The organism is Tenacibaculum sp. 1_MG-2023 (assembly GCF_030547425.1).
Taxonomy (GTDB): domain Bacteria; phylum Bacteroidota; class Bacteroidia; order Flavobacteriales; family Flavobacteriaceae; genus Polaribacter.
Window position 1 is genome coordinate 220,548 of record NZ_JAUORH010000001.1, and the last position, 16,666, is coordinate 237,213.

16 protein-coding genes and 1 tRNA gene are annotated in these 16,666 nt (G+C 32.0%); 9 read left to right on the forward strand and 8 right to left on the reverse strand.

Annotation, left to right across the window (positions count from 1 at the left end; translation table 11 throughout):
- Positions 1-149: 149 nt before the first annotated feature.
- The 4 genes from Q4517_RS01015 to Q4517_RS01030 all read left to right on the forward strand — a co-directional run bounded on the left by Q4517_RS01015 (position 150) and on the right by Q4517_RS01030 (position 5,154).
- Complete coding sequence (locus Q4517_RS01015; RefSeq protein WP_303505227.1) at positions 150-2,747, forward strand: carboxypeptidase-like regulatory domain-containing protein; 2,598 nt, start codon at positions 150-152, stop codon at positions 2,745-2,747.
- 101 nt (positions 2,748-2,848) lie between these two features.
- Positions 2,849-3,271 carry a hypothetical protein gene (locus Q4517_RS01020; RefSeq protein WP_303505513.1) on the forward strand — a complete coding sequence of 141 codons (423 nt, stop codon included), beginning with the start codon at positions 2,849-2,851 and terminating at the stop codon, positions 3,269-3,271.
- Between the two features lie 141 nt (positions 3,272-3,412).
- A complete protein-coding gene (locus tag Q4517_RS01025; protein WP_303505229.1) occupies positions 3,413-4,141 on the forward strand; it encodes a 1-acyl-sn-glycerol-3-phosphate acyltransferase in 729 nt (242 codons plus the stop codon).
- A gap of 32 nt (positions 4,142-4,173) precedes the next feature.
- Positions 4,174-5,154, forward strand: a complete 981-nt coding sequence (locus Q4517_RS01030) for an acyl-ACP desaturase (protein ID WP_303505230.1) — start codon at positions 4,174-4,176, stop codon at positions 5,152-5,154.
- Positions 5,155-5,184: 30 nt separating this feature from the next.
- Here Q4517_RS01030 and Q4517_RS01035 read toward each other — a convergent pair whose 3' ends face one another.
- On the reverse strand, positions 5,185-5,970 hold the full coding sequence (locus tag Q4517_RS01035; protein ID WP_303505232.1) for an amidohydrolase: 786 nt from the start codon (positions 5,968-5,970) through the stop codon (positions 5,185-5,187).
- 68 nt (positions 5,971-6,038) lie between these two features.
- Between Q4517_RS01035 and Q4517_RS01040 the strand changes: the two genes are divergently transcribed.
- Positions 6,039-8,795 carry a PD-(D/E)XK nuclease family protein gene (locus Q4517_RS01040; protein WP_303505235.1) on the forward strand — a complete coding sequence of 919 codons (2,757 nt, stop codon included), beginning with the start codon at positions 6,039-6,041 and terminating at the stop codon, positions 8,793-8,795.
- On the opposite strand, the gene Q4517_RS01045 is transcribed toward Q4517_RS01040, so the two are convergent.
- From Q4517_RS01045 to Q4517_RS01060, 4 genes are all read right to left on the reverse strand, one after another.
- Entirely contained in the window at positions 8,792-9,598 is an 807-nt protein-coding gene (locus Q4517_RS01045) for a hypothetical protein (protein WP_303505237.1), read from the reverse strand. The genes Q4517_RS01040 and Q4517_RS01045 overlap by 4 nt on opposite strands.
- A 14-nt stretch (positions 9,599-9,612) precedes the next feature.
- Positions 9,613-10,161 carry a GNAT family N-acetyltransferase gene (locus tag Q4517_RS01050; RefSeq protein WP_303505238.1) on the reverse strand — a complete coding sequence of 183 codons (549 nt, stop codon included), beginning with the start codon at positions 10,159-10,161 and terminating at the stop codon, positions 9,613-9,615.
- A 14-nt stretch (positions 10,162-10,175) separates the two neighbouring features.
- Positions 10,176-10,249 (reverse strand) — tRNA-Ala (locus Q4517_RS01055).
- 33 nt (positions 10,250-10,282) lie between these two features.
- Entirely contained in the window at positions 10,283-10,705 is a 423-nt protein-coding gene (locus Q4517_RS01060) for a molybdenum cofactor biosynthesis protein MoaE (RefSeq protein ID WP_303505243.1), read from the reverse strand.
- Positions 10,706-10,814: 109 nt separating this feature from the next.
- Here Q4517_RS01060 and Q4517_RS01065 point away from each other — a divergent pair, with 109 nt between their 5' ends.
- A complete protein-coding gene (locus tag Q4517_RS01065) occupies positions 10,815-12,002 on the forward strand; it encodes a phosphoglycerate kinase (RefSeq protein WP_303505246.1) in 1,188 nt (395 codons plus the stop codon).
- A gap of 156 nt (positions 12,003-12,158) precedes the next feature.
- Positions 12,159-13,199 carry an NADP(H)-dependent aldo-keto reductase gene (locus tag Q4517_RS01070; RefSeq protein ID WP_303505516.1) on the forward strand — a complete coding sequence of 347 codons (1,041 nt, stop codon included), beginning with the start codon at positions 12,159-12,161 and terminating at the stop codon, positions 13,197-13,199.
- 84 nt (positions 13,200-13,283) lie between these two features.
- On the opposite strand, the gene Q4517_RS01075 is transcribed toward Q4517_RS01070, so the two are convergent.
- The 3 genes from Q4517_RS01075 to trpS all read right to left on the reverse strand — a co-directional run bounded on the left by Q4517_RS01075 (position 13,284) and on the right by trpS (position 15,036).
- Positions 13,284-13,589 (reverse strand): DUF6370 family protein, encoded by a 306-nt coding sequence (locus Q4517_RS01075; RefSeq protein ID WP_303505248.1) that lies wholly within the window; start codon positions 13,587-13,589, stop codon positions 13,284-13,286.
- An 81-nt stretch (positions 13,590-13,670) separates the two neighbouring features.
- On the reverse strand, positions 13,671-13,793 hold the full coding sequence (locus tag Q4517_RS01080) for a hypothetical protein (protein ID WP_303505250.1): 123 nt from the start codon (positions 13,791-13,793) through the stop codon (positions 13,671-13,673).
- Between the two features lie 274 nt (positions 13,794-14,067).
- Complete coding sequence (gene trpS, locus Q4517_RS01085) at positions 14,068-15,036, reverse strand: tryptophan--tRNA ligase (RefSeq protein WP_303505252.1); 969 nt, start codon at positions 15,034-15,036, stop codon at positions 14,068-14,070.
- Between the two features lie 173 nt (positions 15,037-15,209).
- Here trpS and Q4517_RS01090 point away from each other — a divergent pair, with 173 nt between their 5' ends.
- On the forward strand, positions 15,210-16,001 hold the full coding sequence (locus Q4517_RS01090; protein ID WP_368506453.1) for a lysophospholipid acyltransferase family protein: 792 nt from the start codon (positions 15,210-15,212) through the stop codon (positions 15,999-16,001).
- Positions 15,973-16,614, forward strand: a complete 642-nt coding sequence (locus Q4517_RS01095) for a hemolysin III family protein (protein ID WP_303505254.1) — start codon at positions 15,973-15,975, stop codon at positions 16,612-16,614. The genes Q4517_RS01090 and Q4517_RS01095 overlap by 29 nt, the downstream gene beginning before the upstream one ends.
- Positions 16,615-16,666 lie beyond the last annotated feature (52 nt).

Here is a 16,666-nt window from a genome sequence, read left to right on the forward strand (position 1 = left end):
GAGGTAAAACATTGTAATTCAGTGTTTGAAATCGTTTTGTATGTATATTAGCGTCTTAAAGTATTGTTAAAACTTAACATTAAGTTAATATTAGCACTAATGAAAAGCAGGATATTTGCACCTGCATTTAATAACAATTAGATTAAAAAATGAAAACATTTAAAAATGTATTACTTGTAGCTTTGTTCTTTGTAACAACTACAGTTTTAGGTCAAACAAAAATTACTGGTACAGTAGTTGACGAAATGGGGGAACCATTACCAGGAGCTAACGTTGTAGTAAAAGGGACTACAAACGGATCAGCTACTGATTTTGATGGAAAATTTATGCTAAACGCTAGTTCTAACTCAGGAGTGGTAATAGTATCGTTTGTTGGGTATACTAATAAAGAAGTATCTTTTTCAGGAGTATCTGATTTAGGGAAAATTTCCTTAGAGCCATCTAATACTTTAGATGAAATTGTAATTATTGGTAAAGGAGTTATCGATTTAGCTGGAGGAAGAAAAACACCAGTGGCGGTTTCTACAATCAAAGCTGCAGAAATTCAGAAAAAAATTGGAACACAAGATGTTACAATGGCCTTAGTGAATACTCCGTCAGTTTATGTTGCGGGTCAATCAGGAGGTTTTGGAGATTCAAGAATTTCTGTACGTGGATTTGATCAAACAAACACAGCTTTCTTATTAAACGGACAACCAATTAACGGTATGGAAGATGGTAAAATGTATTGGTCTAACTGGTCAGGAGTTAATGATATTGCCTCTGCAATACAAATCCAGAGAGGTTTAGGAGCTTCTAAATTAGCTATATCTTCTGTTGGAGGTACAATGAACTTTGTAACAAAAACTACTGACAAAAAAGAAGGTGGATATTTTTATGCTGGTACAGCAAACGATAATTATTACAAAGTATCTGCTGTTTATAACACAGGTATGAGTGAAAGTGGATGGGGAGCAAGTGTAATGCTTTCTCATTGGCAAGGAGATGGGTACTTTGATGGTACTAAAGGTCAAGGTCAAACTTATTTTATTTCGGTTGGTTATAAGCCAAATGAAAAACATAATTTTAATTTCTTACTTACAGGAGCACCTCAATGGCATGATCAAAACTTTACGAAAAGTATTGAAACTTACTTGGATAAAGGAATAAAATATAATAATAACTGGGGTACTTATAAAGGTGAGTATATGACAGAGAGAAGAAACTTCTATCATAAACCAGTTTTAAACTTAAACTGGGATTATAAAATCTCTGAAGTATCAAATTTATCTACTGTTTTATATGCTTCATTTGGTAGAGGTGGAGGAACAGGAAATAGAGGATCTAGACAGAGAACTGCTGATGGTCTTATAGATTATGATGCAATTTATGCAAACAATGCTGCTGCAGGTGGTGTAGGAATGTTTGGGAATGATACTTATATTACTAGGTCATCAGTTAATAATCATGCTTGGTATGGTTTAGTATCAAACTTCGAACATGACATTAATGATAATCTTACTTTCAATATAGGAGCTGATCTTAGAACGTATTACGGAACTCACTTTAGACAAGTAGCTGATTTTCATGGTTTAGACTCTTGGACTGAAGACAGAGATTTAAAAGACAATACTCATACTAGAGTAGGTCCTACAGTAGCTGTTACTGCTACTGAAAGCTTTGGTACTAATCCTTGGTCTGCAATGTTTAATGCAGCTGGTGAAAATCAAAGAATTGATTATGACAGTAGTGAAAGAATTACTTATGGGGGAGTTTTTACTCAACTTGAATATTCAAATGATAATATGTCTGCATTTTTTCAAGGGGCGATTTCTAATCAACAGCACCAAAGATTTGATAGATATGATTATTTACCAGAATATGAAGACTCTAAAAAAATTGATAACTTAGGTTATAACTTAAAAGCAGGACTTGGTTTTAAAACTTCAGAAAGAGGATCTTTGTATTTCAACGGAGGTTATTATTCACGTCAACCATATCATGATAATATTTTTAATAGCTATGATAATTCTATCAACCCAAGTTCTCAAAATGAAGATATCATTGGTTTAGAAATGGGGTATAGCTTTAAATCAGAGTTTTTTAGCTCAAATGTTAACGTATATAATACTATCTGGAAGAATAGAGTTCAGGCTGTTTCTATTTTTGATAATGGTGTTCTTACAACAACTGAAACTACTGGACAAAGTCAATATCATAAAGGAATTGAATTAGACTTTGTAGCTAAACCATTACAACAGTTAGATATAAGAGGTTTCCTATCGTTAGGTGATTGGGTCTATTCAGGAACGGTTGTTACAAGAACTTTGGATGAAGATAGAAATGTAACTGGAGCTAGTACAGTTGTAGACGTAGATGGAGGTAAAGTAGGTGACGCTGCTCAATTCACATTTGGTCTAGGCTTTGACTACTCTATTACAGATGACTTAAGTATAGATTCAGATTATAGATTCTATGATAAATTATATGCAAACGTTGGTGCAACTAAAGAAAATTTAGAGCTTCCTTCTTATGGTTTATTAGATGCAGGTGTATCTTATAAGTTAAGATTAGGTGAAGGATCTAAATCTTTAGACTTTAGAGCAAATGTTAACAATGTTTTAGATACTGAATATCTTTCAGAATTAAGAACAAATAATCCAGTTAATTCAGGAACAACAAATACTTATAAAGGTATTGATACTAGTAACCAAGGTTACTTTGGTTTTGGAAGAACTTGGAACTTCTCTGTTAGATATAACTTCTAATATTCTAAATTAGATATAACCTTAAAACCACCTCACACGAGGTGGTTTTTTTATGCAGAAAATTCAGTACTTTTACAAGTACAAAAAATTAACAAATCATGATGAAAACTTTGCACTCTTATTGGGCATACATTGTATTAGCAGTTTTAATATTTACGGTGGTAAATGCTATTATAGGCTTAATACAAAAAAAAGAATTTACTCATAAAGAGTTCCGTTTAGGGCTGTTTACTTTAATCACAACTCATATTCAACTATTAATAGGTTTAGGGTGGTATTTTATGTCTCCTTGGTATAAAGCCTTAAAAGCAAATGGAGGAGAAGTAATGAAAGAACCAGCGGCAAGATTACTAGCTGTCGAGCATCCATTAATGATGATTATTGCCATAGTATTAATCACGATAGGATGGTCTAAACACAAAAAACAAGTAAAAAGCGAAGCTAAGTTTAAAACCTTTGCTATCTTTTATGGCTTAGCTTTGGTACTAATTCTCGCAAGAATTCCTTGGAGCAATTGGTTTTAAGATAAAATTATAGTCCCGCTTCCGCGGGATTTTCTATTTTTGCGAACTAGTAAAGTTTTAATAATGAAATCGGTATGATTTGATGACGATTTTAACCTATTAAATAATAGAACTAAACAAACAACAAAATAACTAAATAGAATGAAGATTTTAAGTTATATACTCTCATCAATCTTTGCATTGGTGTTTTTTTCTTTACTATTAATTTTTCATCCATTACAATGGATTGGGTTAAGACTTTTTGGTCAAGAAGGGCATCAGAATGTGGTAAACATTATGAACTGGTTTTTGATAAAGTCTTTATTGATTTTAGGAATTAGAGTTCAATTTGAAAATAAACACAACTTACCAGAAAACACAACATTAATTTTTGTAGCAAATCATCAAAGTACATTTGATATTCCGCCAATTATTTGGTATCTTAGGAAACACTACCCCAAATTTGTATCTAAAAAAGAACTAGGAAAAGGAATTCCTAGTATTTCTTTCAATTTAAAACATGGAGGCGCTGCTTTAATTGATAGAAGAGATGCTAAACAAGCCCTGTCAGAATTAGGAAAGTTTGCCAAGAGAATTAATAAGAACAAATGGTCAGCGGCGATCTTTCCAGAAGGAACAAGAAGTAAAACAGGAAAACCTAAGGCGTTTTCTGTAAACGGACTTAAAATGTTAGCTAAATACAACCCAGAGGCCTATGTAGTTCCGTTATCAGTCAATAACTCATGGAAAGTATTTAAATATGGAAAATTTCCGTTAGGAATAGGAAGCCCAATAAAAATAACAACTCACGAGCCAATAAAGGTAAATAGTTTACCGTTTGAGGAGTTAGTTTCTAAGACAGAAACAGCTGTAAAATCAGCTATATACTAAACAACAATAAATATAAACCCTTAACCTAAATTATGTCAATACAAAACATTAGAAAGGAAGTAATGCAAACGCTGGAAAAAAACATTGACAGTTTTGTAGACAGATTCTTAATGCCAATTGAAAAAATTTGGCAACCGACAGATTTTTTACCCAATTCACAACAAGATTCTTTTATAGAAGAAGTAAAAGAAATTCAAGAACTATCAAAAGAACTTGACGATGATTTTTGGGTGGTTTTAGTAGGTGATACTATTACCGAAGAAGCACTACCAACATATGAATCTTGGTTATTAGATTTAGATGGAGTTACCCAACAACCAGATAATGGTTGGGCAAAATGGATACGAGCTTGGACAGCAGAAGAAAACCGCCATGGAGATGTGTTAAATAAATACTTATATCTTTCAGGTAGAGTAAATATGCGTGAGGTAGAAGTATCTACACAGCATTTAATTGCCGATGGATTTGATATTGGTACTGCTACCGACCCGTATAAAAACTTTATATACACAAGTTTTCAAGAATTAGCAACGTATGTTTCACATAATAACGTAGCTAAAATAGCCAAAAAACAAGGACACAAAGCATTAGCTAAAATGTCTAAAATTATTGCAGGAGACGAAATGCGTCACCATATGGCGTATACGGAGTTTGTTAAAGAGATTTTTAAGATAGACCCAAGTGAGATGATGTTAGCGTTTCAACACATGATGAAACACAAAATAGTAATGCCTGCAATGCATTTAAGAGAATCATTTGGAGAAAAAGGAAGCTTATTTGATGACTTCTCAACAGTAGCACAAAGAGTAGGTGTGTATACTGGTTTTGATTATGTAGATATTTTGAGAAAATTAAATACTACATGGGAAATTGATAAGATTACCAATTTAACTCCAGAAGCAGAAAAAGCACGTGATTTCTTAATGAAATTACCAGACAGGATGTATCGAATTACAGAACGTATCGTAGTACCCGATACCAAGTTTAATTTTAAATGGATGATTCCTGCATAAAAATAAAAAAGCAACCGAAAGGTTGCTTTTTTATTGAAGTATAAATTCATCTCTATCATCTAAAAATCGAAATCGATTACGGATTTTTGTTTGCTCTTGTTTGTTTAACTCAACAATTAATATTTCCTCAGTTCCTTCACCATTTTTAGCCAAACAGTTTCCTAAAGTATCATAGCAAACCGTATTTCCAGTATATTCATAATTATTGGCATCTACTCCTACTCTATTCACACCAATCGTATAACTCATGTTTTCAATAGCACGCGCTTTTAATAAACTGTCCCAAGCTTCAATACGCGGTTTAGGCCAACTCGCCACATACAGCAATAAATCATAATCTTCGATATTTCTAGCCCATATAGGGAAGCGTAAATCATAACAAATCAATGGACAGATTTTCCAGCCTTTGTAATCAACCATAATTCTTTCAGTTCCTGCGGAAAAAGTTTCATGCTCACTAGCTAAGGTAAACGTATGCTTTTTATCATAAAAATCGATTTTTCCTGAAGGATGTACAAATAACAAACGATTGTAAAAAGTAGAGTTCTCACTAACAATGATACTCCCAGTAATGGCAATAGATTTTTTTTGAGCTAAATCTTGTAGCCATTGCACCGTTTCACCTTCCATTGTTTCAGCAACAGCTGAAGCATTCATAGTAAAACCTGTAGTAAACATTTCAGGTAAGACAACTAAATCGATAGTAGTAGATAACGAGTTAATTTTCTGCTCAAACTGTTTTCTGTTAGTTGTCGGATTTTCCCAAATTAAATCCGATTGAATTAAAGCCACTTGTAAAGTATTCGTTGCACTCATGAATATACGTTGTTTGTTCTATCAAAAATAGGATAAAAATTGTACTTTGCTTACAATAAAATCAAGGTATGCAGTCTTTTATTTCAGAAACATTAGATACTATTTTACAAAACACCAAATCGTTTGAAAACGTTGTGTTTATACTGCCATCTCAGAGAGCGGGAGTTTTTGTAAAAGAAACATTTAAAAATAAAATTTCTGCAGGTTTTTTACCAAAAATTATCAATATTGGTGATTTTGTTGAAGAAATTTCTGAAATGAAAAAAGTAGATTCCGTACAGCTCCTTTTTCATTTTTATACGATTTATAAAGAACAAGAAGAGAACCCAGATTCATTTGATGTGTTTTCGTCATGGGCATTTACAGTGTTGCAAGATTTTAATGAAATCGATCAGCACTTAATTAATACACGAGAAATATTTGTGTATTTACGTGATATCCACCGTTTACGAAAATGGTCAGTAAAAGGAGAATTTCATGAAACAGAATTGATGAAAGATCATTTTGCTTTCATGGAAAAGTTGAATAAATATTATGATGCTTTTTATCAGTTTTTACTTGAAAATAATATAGGATATCAAGGGGTTTTGTATAGAGAAGCGACAAAAAAAGTAGTAGACTTTATTAGTAAAAACCAGAAAAAAAAATATTTTTTTATAGGGTTTAATGCTTTAAATGCTTCGGAAGAATTGTTATTTGAACAATTTTTATTAAACGGAAAAGCAGAAGCTTATTGGGATATTGATCAAACATTTTACGAAAGCCAGCACCAAGCAGGAAGTTTTTTAAGGAAGTACAAAACCCGGTGGAAATACTATCAGCTGAATCCAATTCAAACCATAAAAGAGTACTTTTCAGAAGGGAAACATATCGAAGTAATTGGAGCATCCAAAAATATTACGCAGATAAAATACGCAGGTGAAATTTTAGCAAAACTTCCCAATTATAATAATACAGCATTGGTTTTGGCAGATGAAACATTGTTGCCAATCACCTTGAACTCGTTACCAGCAACTGTAAATGCAGTAAATATTACGATGGGATATCCGCTAAAAGATATTCCGACTACGAGTTTAGTATTTGCCATCTTTCACTTGTTTATCAATCAAGAAAAGTTAGAAAAGAAAGAAAAGAATCTTTTTTATCACAAAGATGTAGTTCGGTTAGTAAAAGACGCAACAATTTATACATTACTACAATTAAATGAAGAAAAGAATATTGCAGATGTAATTTCAGAAGCAATAGCCAAAGAAAATAATACGTTCGTTAGTCAAGAAAAAATAGTAACATTTTTATCTCCTTTACCAGAGGAAAAAAAGAAAGCTATAATAACTATTTTCAACCCATTTTCATCAATTAGTGAATTTTTAAGTAGAATAATTGAGCTGATAAACCTACTAAAAGAGGATGCGAACGAGTTAGAAAAAGAATATTTATTTCGTTTTTATACCGCGTTTACTCAGTTACAAAATTTACATAACGAATTTGGCTATGTACAAGATTTAAAAACCTTGCATCAATTTTTTAGACAATTAATTCAGTCGGAAAGTTTATCATTTCAAGGAGAACCGTTACAAGGATTACAGCTAATGGGAGTGTTAGAAACACGTGTGTTAGATTTTGAAAACGTAATCATAACCTCAGTAAATGAAGGGATTTTACCAGCCAATCAACAGCAAAACACCTTTATTCCTTTTGATGTAAAAATAGAGTTTGGGTTGCCAACGTATAGAGAAAAAGATGCACTGTTTTCATACCACTTTTTCCGATTGTTACAACGTGCTAAAAACATTTATATCTTGTACAATACCGAACATGATGTTTTTGGAAGTGGAGAAAAAAGCCGTTTTGTAACGCAATTAGAAATGATGCGAGACGATATTACAGAAAAAATTATCAGTCCGAAAGTAGTAACGTCACCTGTTCAGTTAAAAGAAATTGAAAAGGATGAAAAAGTATTAGAACGGTTACGGGAATTAGCAAACAAAGGAATTTCTCCGTCAGCATTGACCAATTATTTGTACAATCCGATAGCCTTTTACAAACAGAAAATTTTAAAAATTAATGAACTAGACGACGTTGAAGAAACGGTTGCTGCAAATACTATGGGAACTGTTGTGCATGATACCTTGGAAGAATTATATAAACCCTTTGAAGGTAAATTTCTGCAAGTAGGAGATGTTGAGAATATGCAGAAAAAAACAAAAGAACTAGTAAGTCTTTATTTCTCAAAACATTTTAAAAATGGAGATTTAACCACAGGAAAGAATCGATTAATTTTTGAAGTTGCAAATCGTTTTGTAGAGAATTTTTTAGCTAAAGAAAAACAACTCTTAAAAGACGAAAATAATCAACTGAAAATAGTAGCTACTGAGCAAGAATTATCTTCAGAAATTATGGTTGAAGGAATAGACTTTCCTATAAAAATAAAAGGAATTGTTGACCGAATTGATGAGTTAAATGGTGTTACCAGAATTATTGACTATAAAACAGGGATGGTAGATAGTACAAACTTAAAAGTACTCGATTTTGAACTCATACGTGATTTAAAATATCATAAAGCTATACAAGTAATGTTATATGCTTTTTTATACACCCAACACACACAATTTAATTTTGAAAAACCACTTGAAGCAGGAATTATCTCCTTCAAAAACTTAAAAAGTGGGTTTTTACAAATGAATTTCTCATCCAATTACCGAAAGCCTGATAATGCTATTACAGAAGAAAAACTAGATGAGTTTATGACTGAAATAAAAAATCTCTTAACGGAGTTATATGATACAGCAATCAATTTTGTTGAACCTGTAGATTTACCGTATTAATAATGTTGCCTAATCTTGTCAATTAACTCAAGAGCATTTTCTTTTTCCATTCTTAAAGCTAAGTCCTCAGCTATTTCTTCAATTTTATCTTTATTAAAAACATATAATTCTTCATATATTGTATCACATAAGTCAGTAAAGAATATTTTAATGAAAGGCTTGACCTTATTGTAAAAACCTAAAAGATGTTTGTAGGTGATTTCTTTTTCTAAAACTAAAGGGTGTGTAGGTATGTTTTCATATTCTTCTTTATCAAAAATCAGTTTTAATGTCTTTTCTTCTAATTTTTTAGTATGTTTTATTGAATTATTTAGTTGCTTTAGCTGATATATTTCTTTATGCCCTTTTACTTTTTGAAGGTTGATTTTTTTACTACTTAAAAAAGTTTCAACTGTTTTCCAATTAAAGAAGTCTCTTTTATTTTTAATTTTGAAAGAGTCAGCAATAAGTTTTTTTATATTAATCTCTATGGATTTAAAAGCATAAACAATTTTCATTTCGGCTAAAGCCTTTAACTCTTCTTCTATATACCAAATAACAGTTTGATTTTCTGATTCAAACAATTCAAGCTTAAAGTTGAAAGTTTCAGTACCAAAATTTTCAAGTTGATGATTTTGTTGAAGGTGTTTTCTTAGTTTTTTGTTAAGTGTTTTTATACTTTCTTCTTTAGAATAAATTAAACTATCTATAGAAGTATCAAATTTGTTGTCTTCGAATTCTAAAGTGGCTAAAAAATGATCAAAGAAATCTTTGTTAATTTCTCTTAAGTCAGATGTAATATCATAGTTGTATTTTTTTTTCATTTTTTAAATTAATATTATGAGCTTACAGTTTGAATATTTAAATAAATAATTTCCCAGTTATGATTATTACTTCTGTAGGTTTTTAAAGTTTTAAAACCAATGGCTTTGTGCGCATTCATTGAACGAGTATTTTCTTCATCTACTTCAGTAATAATAGAATGGTATATTCCAGAGAATTCCTCTTTCATTTTAGTATATAATCCTTTAAAAACACCTTTTCCACGAAAGTTTTTGTTTATACATACTTGCCCCATTAAAATATACGGTTTAGCTCCTTTTGAAGTTGTATCTATTTCATCAAACATAGAAATTAGAATAGGAATGTCATTTCTAAAGTTTTTAGACATTGATAAAGCATAACCAATTATTTTATTATCATTCTTAGCAATGATATGCGGATGTACATCATTCATTTTTTGAAGTATTTCTAAATCATGACGAACCGTAACAAAACCTTGTTCTTTTTTATCTATTTCTGATAAATTATCAGGCAAGTTCTGTTGTTGCAACTTCAATATTTGAAGCAATTCTGTTTGATTAGAAGCTGTGGTAAACTCAATCATAATTTTAAAAATAGTGGAGCATATCGGAGTCGAACCGATGACCTTTTGACTGCCAGTCAAACGCTCTAGCCAACTGAGCTAATGCCCCAATTAAAATTATCATTTTCAAATATACTATTTTTTAAGGGTGCGCATTTACCCAAACTTCACCATCTTCAAAAAATTCTTTTTTCCAAATAGGAACCGTTTCTTTTAAAGTATCAATAGCATACTGGCAAGCTTCGAAAGCCGCTTTTCTATGTGGAGAAGAAACCGTAATAATTACAGGGATATCACCAATTATTAATAGCCCTTCAGCATGATGAATGGCAATTTTTGTTACACCAAACTTATCCAAAGCAGCATCTGCAATTTTTTGCATTTCTTTAATAGCCATGGGTTTATATGTAGAAAAATCAAGCTGTGTAACTTCTTTGTTTTGTGTTGCGTTCCTAACAGTACCCACAAAAACAGCAATCCCTCCGCAAGAAGGGTCAGTTACAAAATCATAACACTCTTGTAAATTGAGTTTTTCTGAAGTTATTTTTATAGATGTTGTATTCATAATAGCATGTAAGTTTAACAAAGATATAAGATTGAAAGCTCAAAAAGAATAGAAACCAATCAGATTTAAATAATTATTTTTGTTAGCTGAAACAAAGAACACAACTTAAATGAAAACATTGAACGATTTCAATTTCGAAAATAAAAAAGCGTTAATCCGTGTAGATTTTAATGTACCCTTAAACGATGCTTTTGAAGTAACTGACAATACAAGAATTCAAGCAGCAAAACCAACCATTATTAAAATACTAGAAGATGGAGGAAGCTGTATTTTAATGTCACATTTAGGGCGCCCAAAAGCTAAAGAAGATAATTTTTCGTTACGTCATATTGTTAGTAGTGTAACAGAAGTATTAGGTGTACAAGTGAAATTTGTGGACGATTGTATCGGTTCAACAGTTGAAGAAGCTGTGGCAAACTTAAAAAGTGGAGAAGTTTTATTGTTAGAAAACTTACGTTTTTACCCAGAAGAAAAAGCAGGAGATGTTGCTTTTGCTGAACAGTTATCTAAATTAGGAGATGTGTATGTAAATGATGCTTTTGGTACTGCTCACAGAGCCCACGCATCCACTGCAATTATTGCACAATTTTTTCCAGAGAATAAATGTTTCGGAAATTTGTTAGCAACAGAAATTGAAAGCATTGATAAAGTATTGAACAACTCAGAAAAACCAGTAACTGCTATTTTAGGAGGAGCAAAAGTGTCGTCTAAAATAGGAGTGATTGAAAATATTATTGAAAAAGTAGATCATATTATTGTAGGTGGTGGAATGACGTTTACGTTTATCAAGGCTTTAGGAGGAACGATAGGGAATTCGTTAGTAGAAGATGATAAGTTAGTGTTAGCGTTAGAAATTTTAGCTAAAGCTAAAGAAAATAATACAGAAATTCATTTACCAGTAGATGCGATTATTGCAGATGCTTTTTCAAGCGATGCGAATACACAAGTGGTGGATACGAATGAAATTCCTGATGGATGGATGGGATTAGATTGCGGACCTAAAACCGTGGAGAAGTTTGCAGAAGTTATTGCAAAATCTAAAACTATTTTATGGAACGGGCCTCTAGGGGTTTTTGAAATGGAAAAGTTTGCACAAGGAACGATTGGTTTAGGAAATGCGATAGCAGAAGCTACTAAAAACGGAGTGTTCTCGTTAGTAGGCGGAGGAGACTCGGTTGCTGCAGTAAAACAATTTGGATTTGCTGATAAAGTAAGTTATGTTTCTACAGGAGGAGGAGCGATGTTAGAAATGTTAGAAGGAAAAACCTTACCAGGAATTGAAGCAATTTTAAAATAATTCGTCATTACGAACGAGGTACGAGGAGGAACCTCATTCAAGATAGTAACTTACGTTTTTTAAGATTTCTCACTTCCGTTGCACTCAAGTTCGAAATGACCGTTGTTGTTTTATTAAATAAATCAATAATAACACCTTTAACAATTACAGAATATGATGAAATATACAACACTACCAACTACAGATATTAAAGTTTCTAAAATATGTTTAGGAACTATGACTTGGGGACGACAAAATACCGAAGCAGAAGGTCACGAGCAAATGGATTATGCCTTAGAACAAGGGGTGAATTTTTTTGATACTGCAGAATTATATTCTGTTCCTGCGACTCCAGAAACTTATGGAGCTACAGAAAAAATCATTGGTTCTTGGTTTAAAAAAACAGGCAACAGAGAGAAAGTAGTGTTGGCTTCTAAAATTGCTGGAGGTGGTGATTATACGGCGCATATTAGAACAGGTGGTTTTAATAGAAAGAATATAGGCGAAGCAATTGAAGATAGTTTAAAACGTCTACAAACAGATTATATCGATTTATACCAACTACATTGGCCAGATCGTGGGGTGAATTGTTTCGGAGTACGTGATTATCCGTATAAAACTTCAACAGAAGAAGCTGAAAAGCACTTAGAGATTTTAGAAACCTTGAATGATTTTGTAAAACAAGGAAAGATAAAACACGTTGGTTTATCTAATGAAACACCTTGGGGAACGATGAAATATTTACAAACAGCCGAACAACATGATTTGCCTAGAATGGTAACGATTCAAAATTCATATTCGCTAATTCATAGAGGCTATGAAGTAGGAATGTCTGAAGTTTCTATGCGAGAAAATATTGGTTTGTTAGCGTATTCTCCGTTAGCACAAGGAGTATTAACAGGAAAATATATTGATGGAAAAATTCCTGAAGGAGCGAGAGGAACCTTATTTCCACGTTTTATTGCACGATATAAAAATGAAGGTTCTGAAAAAGCGGTTTTAGAATATCAAAAAATAGCAAATAAACACGGATTAACGTTAACAGAGTTATCGCTAGCATATATTAATCAGTTACCATTTGTAACGAGTAATATTATTGGAGCTACTAAAATGAGTCAGTTAAAAGAGAATATCAATTCAATTAATATAGAATTGTCTGACGCTATTTTAGCTGAGATAGAAGCTGTGCACAAAGCAATTCCAAATCCAGCTCCTTAATTTATAAGAGATATAAGATAAAAAAATCCGAAGTAAGCTTACTTCGGATTTTTTTATCTGTTTTCTAAACTTTGTATCTAAAACCTATTCCTCTATTATTTTAAAAGAGGTAGCTTTAAATCTTCCGTTTTCAACTTTTCCAGTAACTTCTGCTTTTCTAACTACATTACAGAAACCAATATTTTTATCGTGAGCATCTCCAAAATCATCTATGTGAGCACCGTCAATAAAATAGGCGTTTTGGTCAATTTTTATGGCTAAATCACATCCTTGTTGGTTATTTAAACCAAATTTACATTGCCCGCAAGAGGCTTCTACGATTTGTGTATTTTCTTTAGGGGAGCTGCAAGCAACAATTCCAAAGAGTGCAAAAATTAGTATATTTTTCATAGGTTAAATATACATAAATAAGCACAAAAAACCCAGAATAAATCTATTCTGGGTTGGGTTAATTATGGTATTTATAACCTCCTAACTTTCTTCTTCACCAACAAGTTCACTTTGTGTGGTTACAGAGCCAGTAGTTGCGTTTCCGTAAACAGGAGTTTCATTTCTTAGAATGTCAATCACTCTTGCGAAATTACCTGCTGTCATATATGGAGTTTCCTGTCTTTTCCCCTGAAATGTCGTAAAGTAAAATTTACCTAAATCAATTTTAGGATCTTATAAAGCTTGATAGCCTTTTAATTTTGTCCATCCTGTTGTTCCTTGTGCATAATGTGGCATAATATGTTAGTTTGGGTTAATAGTTGTGTAAAATTATCAAAAAACACAATCTAACAGGGTTGCCTATTTCCCATTTTTAACAGGGATATACTCCTAATTTTTTAAAGATAGAAGGACTTATTTATTAAGGGGTTATATCTAATTAATATCCTATTTTACCTCGAACTCTTTGTAGTACATCTTTTGCAATTACACGAGCTTTTTCTGCTCCTATAGCTAAAGCGTCGTCAATTTCATGACGGTTTTCCATATAGTGACTATACTTAGCACGTACATCAGCAAATTTATCTATAATTAATTCATAAAGTGCTTGTTTGGCGTGTCCGTATCCATAGCCTCCATTTTCATAATTAGCACGCATTTCAGCTGTTTGCTCTTCTGAAGCTAATAATTTATATAATGCAAATACATTGTCAGTATCTGGATCTTTTGGGTCTTCTAAAGCTTTACTGTCTGTTTGAATAGCCATAATTTGCTTACGTAATTTCTTGTCTGCTAAGAAAATATTGATGAAATTATTTCGTGATTTACTCATTTTTTCACCATCAGTTCCAGGAACTAACTTGGTGTTTTCATTTACTTTTCCTTGAGGTAAAACTAGAGTTTCTCCAACAATATTGTTAAACCTATTAGCAACATCACGTGTCATTTCTAAATGTTGTAACTGATCTTTTCCAACAGGAACAACTTCAGCATCGTATAATAAAATATCTGCAGCCATTAACATTGGGTAGGTAAACAAACCAGCATTTACGTCAGCTAAACGGTCAGCTTTATCTTTAAAACCATGTGCTAAGGTTAAACGTTGAAAAGGAAAAAAACAACTTAAGTACCAGGTTAACTCAGTAGTTTCAGGAATATCACTTTGGCGATAAAACACGGTTTTGTTAATGTCAAGACCACAAGCAAGCCAAGTAGCCGCAACACTATAGGTGTTTTCTCGCAATTCGTTTCCGTCTTTAATTTGGGTTAAAGAATGCATGTCGGCAATGAAAATAAATGATTCGTTTTTTGAATCATTTGCCATTTCAACTGCAGGTAAAATTGCTCCTAATAAGTTTCCTAAATGTGGGGTTCCTGTACTTTGTACTCCTGTTAAAATTCTTGACATAAGTCTGTTTTGAAATGTTTTTAAATAAGTGCTTGCTTAAGTGAGCAAAAATAAGCTTAAAATTTATCAAACAAAAGAAATTACTACATTCGCATATTAGAGGAACCTTGTTCCTAAAGTTTTCTTGAGAAAAAGAAGTATAAGTTTAGGTAGTTGATTGTAATTTAAAAGATTTGAAGTATATATTTTTTCCTGTTCGGTTTATTTGGCGTGTTTGGTTCTATGTGTTAATTGTAATTTCAATATTGTTAATGGCACCTTTTATGCTGGTTTTAACGTCAGATGAAAAATATTATCCAGTTTTTTGGAAAGTAGTGAGAGCTTGGGCTTTCTTTTTAATTTATGGAATGGGTTTCCGATTAAAAGTTGAAAAAGAGCAAGAACTAGATCAGAATAAAAGTTACATGTTTTGTGCTAATCATGCGTCGTTTATAGATCCATGGATTCTAATAGCTATGAGTAAAAATCCAATAGTTTTTGTAGGAAAGAAAGAATTAGCAAAGTTTCCAATTTTTGGTTTTTTTTATAAAAAAGTAGTTATTGTAGTTGATAGAAGTGATTTAGAAAGTAGAAAAAAAGTCTATGAACAAGCCCATAGCAGATTAAAAAATGGAACAAGTGTTGCTATTTTCCCTGAAGGGTTAGTGCCTGCTGAAAATATTGTTTTAGCACCGTTTAAGAATGGGGCATTTAGTTTAGCTATAGAACATCAAATACCTATTGTACCACAAGTGTATTATGATGGAAAACGTTTATTTTCTTGGGATTTTTTCAAAGGCAATCCAGGGACACTAAGAGTTAAGCAATGTAAATTTATAGAAACAGAGAACTTAGCTGCTGGGGATAAGAAAAAGCTTAAGGAGCAAACGTATAATATGATATACAATGAATTGATAAATGATGAGTTGTATATGAAAGACACCAATCGACTAAACAATGAGCGAGAGTTTAAATCACCATTATAGTGAAAAAGAAGAAAAGTTAAATATACTCACCCACGGATTTGGGTTACTGCTTAGTATTGTAGCTTTTCCTTTTCTTGTACAAAAATCACTTAGTTATCATAGCTTCTGGAAAGTAGCTAGTTTTTGTATTTACGGATTGAGTTTAGTAATTCTATATGCAGCCTCTACTTTTTACCATGCGTCTAAAGAACCTAAACTTAGACGGAGGCTTAATATTTTTGATCATGCTGCTATTTATGTATTAATTGCCGGAACGTATACGCCCTTTTGTTTAGTTGTACTGCCACCAAAACTGGGTTGGTATATGTTTGTTTTTGTGTGGTTATTTGCTATTACTGGTGTTATATTGAAGCTTTTTTTTACTGGACGGTTCGATAAATTGTCAACAGCTTTATATCTGCTAATGGGATGGCAAGTTGTTTTTGTAATAAAGCCTTTAATGGAAAACTTATCAAAAGAAGGGTTGTTATATCTTTTTCTTGGTGGGGTCTTTTATACTGTTGGAGCGATTTTTTATTCCATTAAAAAATTGAAATATAGCCATGCAACCTTCCATGTTTTTGTGTTATTAGGAAGTTTAAGTCATTTTTTAGCGATTTTTTATATTGATTAATTTTGTTTTACTGTTAAAAAAAATAAATATCTGTAAATTTAAAGTTAAAATA

Excerpts from the sequence above, each read along its gene's own strand:
- Q4517_RS01065 (WP_303505246.1), top strand. The coding sequence starts at position 10,815 with ATGAAAACATTGAACGATTTCAATTTCGAAAATAAAAAAGCGTTAATC.
- Q4517_RS01030 (WP_303505230.1), top strand. The coding sequence starts at position 4,174 with ATGTCAATACAAAACATTAGAAAGGAAGTAATGCAAACGCTGGAAAAA.
- Q4517_RS01025 (WP_303505229.1), top strand. The coding sequence starts at position 3,413 with ATGAAGATTTTAAGTTATATACTCTCATCAATCTTTGCATTGGTGTTT.
- Q4517_RS01020 (WP_303505513.1), top strand. The coding sequence starts at position 2,849 with ATGAAAACTTTGCACTCTTATTGGGCATACATTGTATTAGCAGTTTTA.
- Q4517_RS01060 (WP_303505243.1), bottom strand. The coding sequence starts at position 10,705 with ATGAATACAACATCTATAAAAATAACTTCAGAAAAACTCAATTTACAA.
- Q4517_RS01095 (WP_303505254.1), top strand. The coding sequence starts at position 15,973 with ATGAGCGAGAGTTTAAATCACCATTATAGTGAAAAAGAAGAAAAGTTA.
- Q4517_RS01050 (WP_303505238.1), bottom strand. The coding sequence starts at position 10,161 with ATGATTGAGTTTACCACAGCTTCTAATCAAACAGAATTGCTTCAAATA.
- Q4517_RS01035 (WP_303505232.1), bottom strand. The coding sequence starts at position 5,970 with ATGAGTGCAACGAATACTTTACAAGTGGCTTTAATTCAATCGGATTTA.
- Q4517_RS01075 (WP_303505248.1), bottom strand. The coding sequence starts at position 13,589 with ATGAAAAATATACTAATTTTTGCACTCTTTGGAATTGTTGCTTGCAGC.
- Q4517_RS01070 (WP_303505516.1), top strand. The coding sequence starts at position 12,159 with ATGAAATATACAACACTACCAACTACAGATATTAAAGTTTCTAAAATA.
- Q4517_RS01015 (WP_303505227.1), top strand. The coding sequence starts at position 150 with ATGAAAACATTTAAAAATGTATTACTTGTAGCTTTGTTCTTTGTAACA.
- trpS (WP_303505252.1), bottom strand. The coding sequence starts at position 15,036 with ATGTCAAGAATTTTAACAGGAGTACAAAGTACAGGAACCCCACATTTA.
- Q4517_RS01045 (WP_303505237.1), bottom strand. The coding sequence starts at position 9,598 with ATGAAAAAAAAATACAACTATGATATTACATCTGACTTAAGAGAAATT.
- Q4517_RS01040 (WP_303505235.1), top strand. The coding sequence starts at position 6,039 with ATGCAGTCTTTTATTTCAGAAACATTAGATACTATTTTACAAAACACC.
- Q4517_RS01080 (WP_303505250.1), bottom strand. The coding sequence starts at position 13,793 with ATGACAGCAGGTAATTTCGCAAGAGTGATTGACATTCTAAGAAATGAA.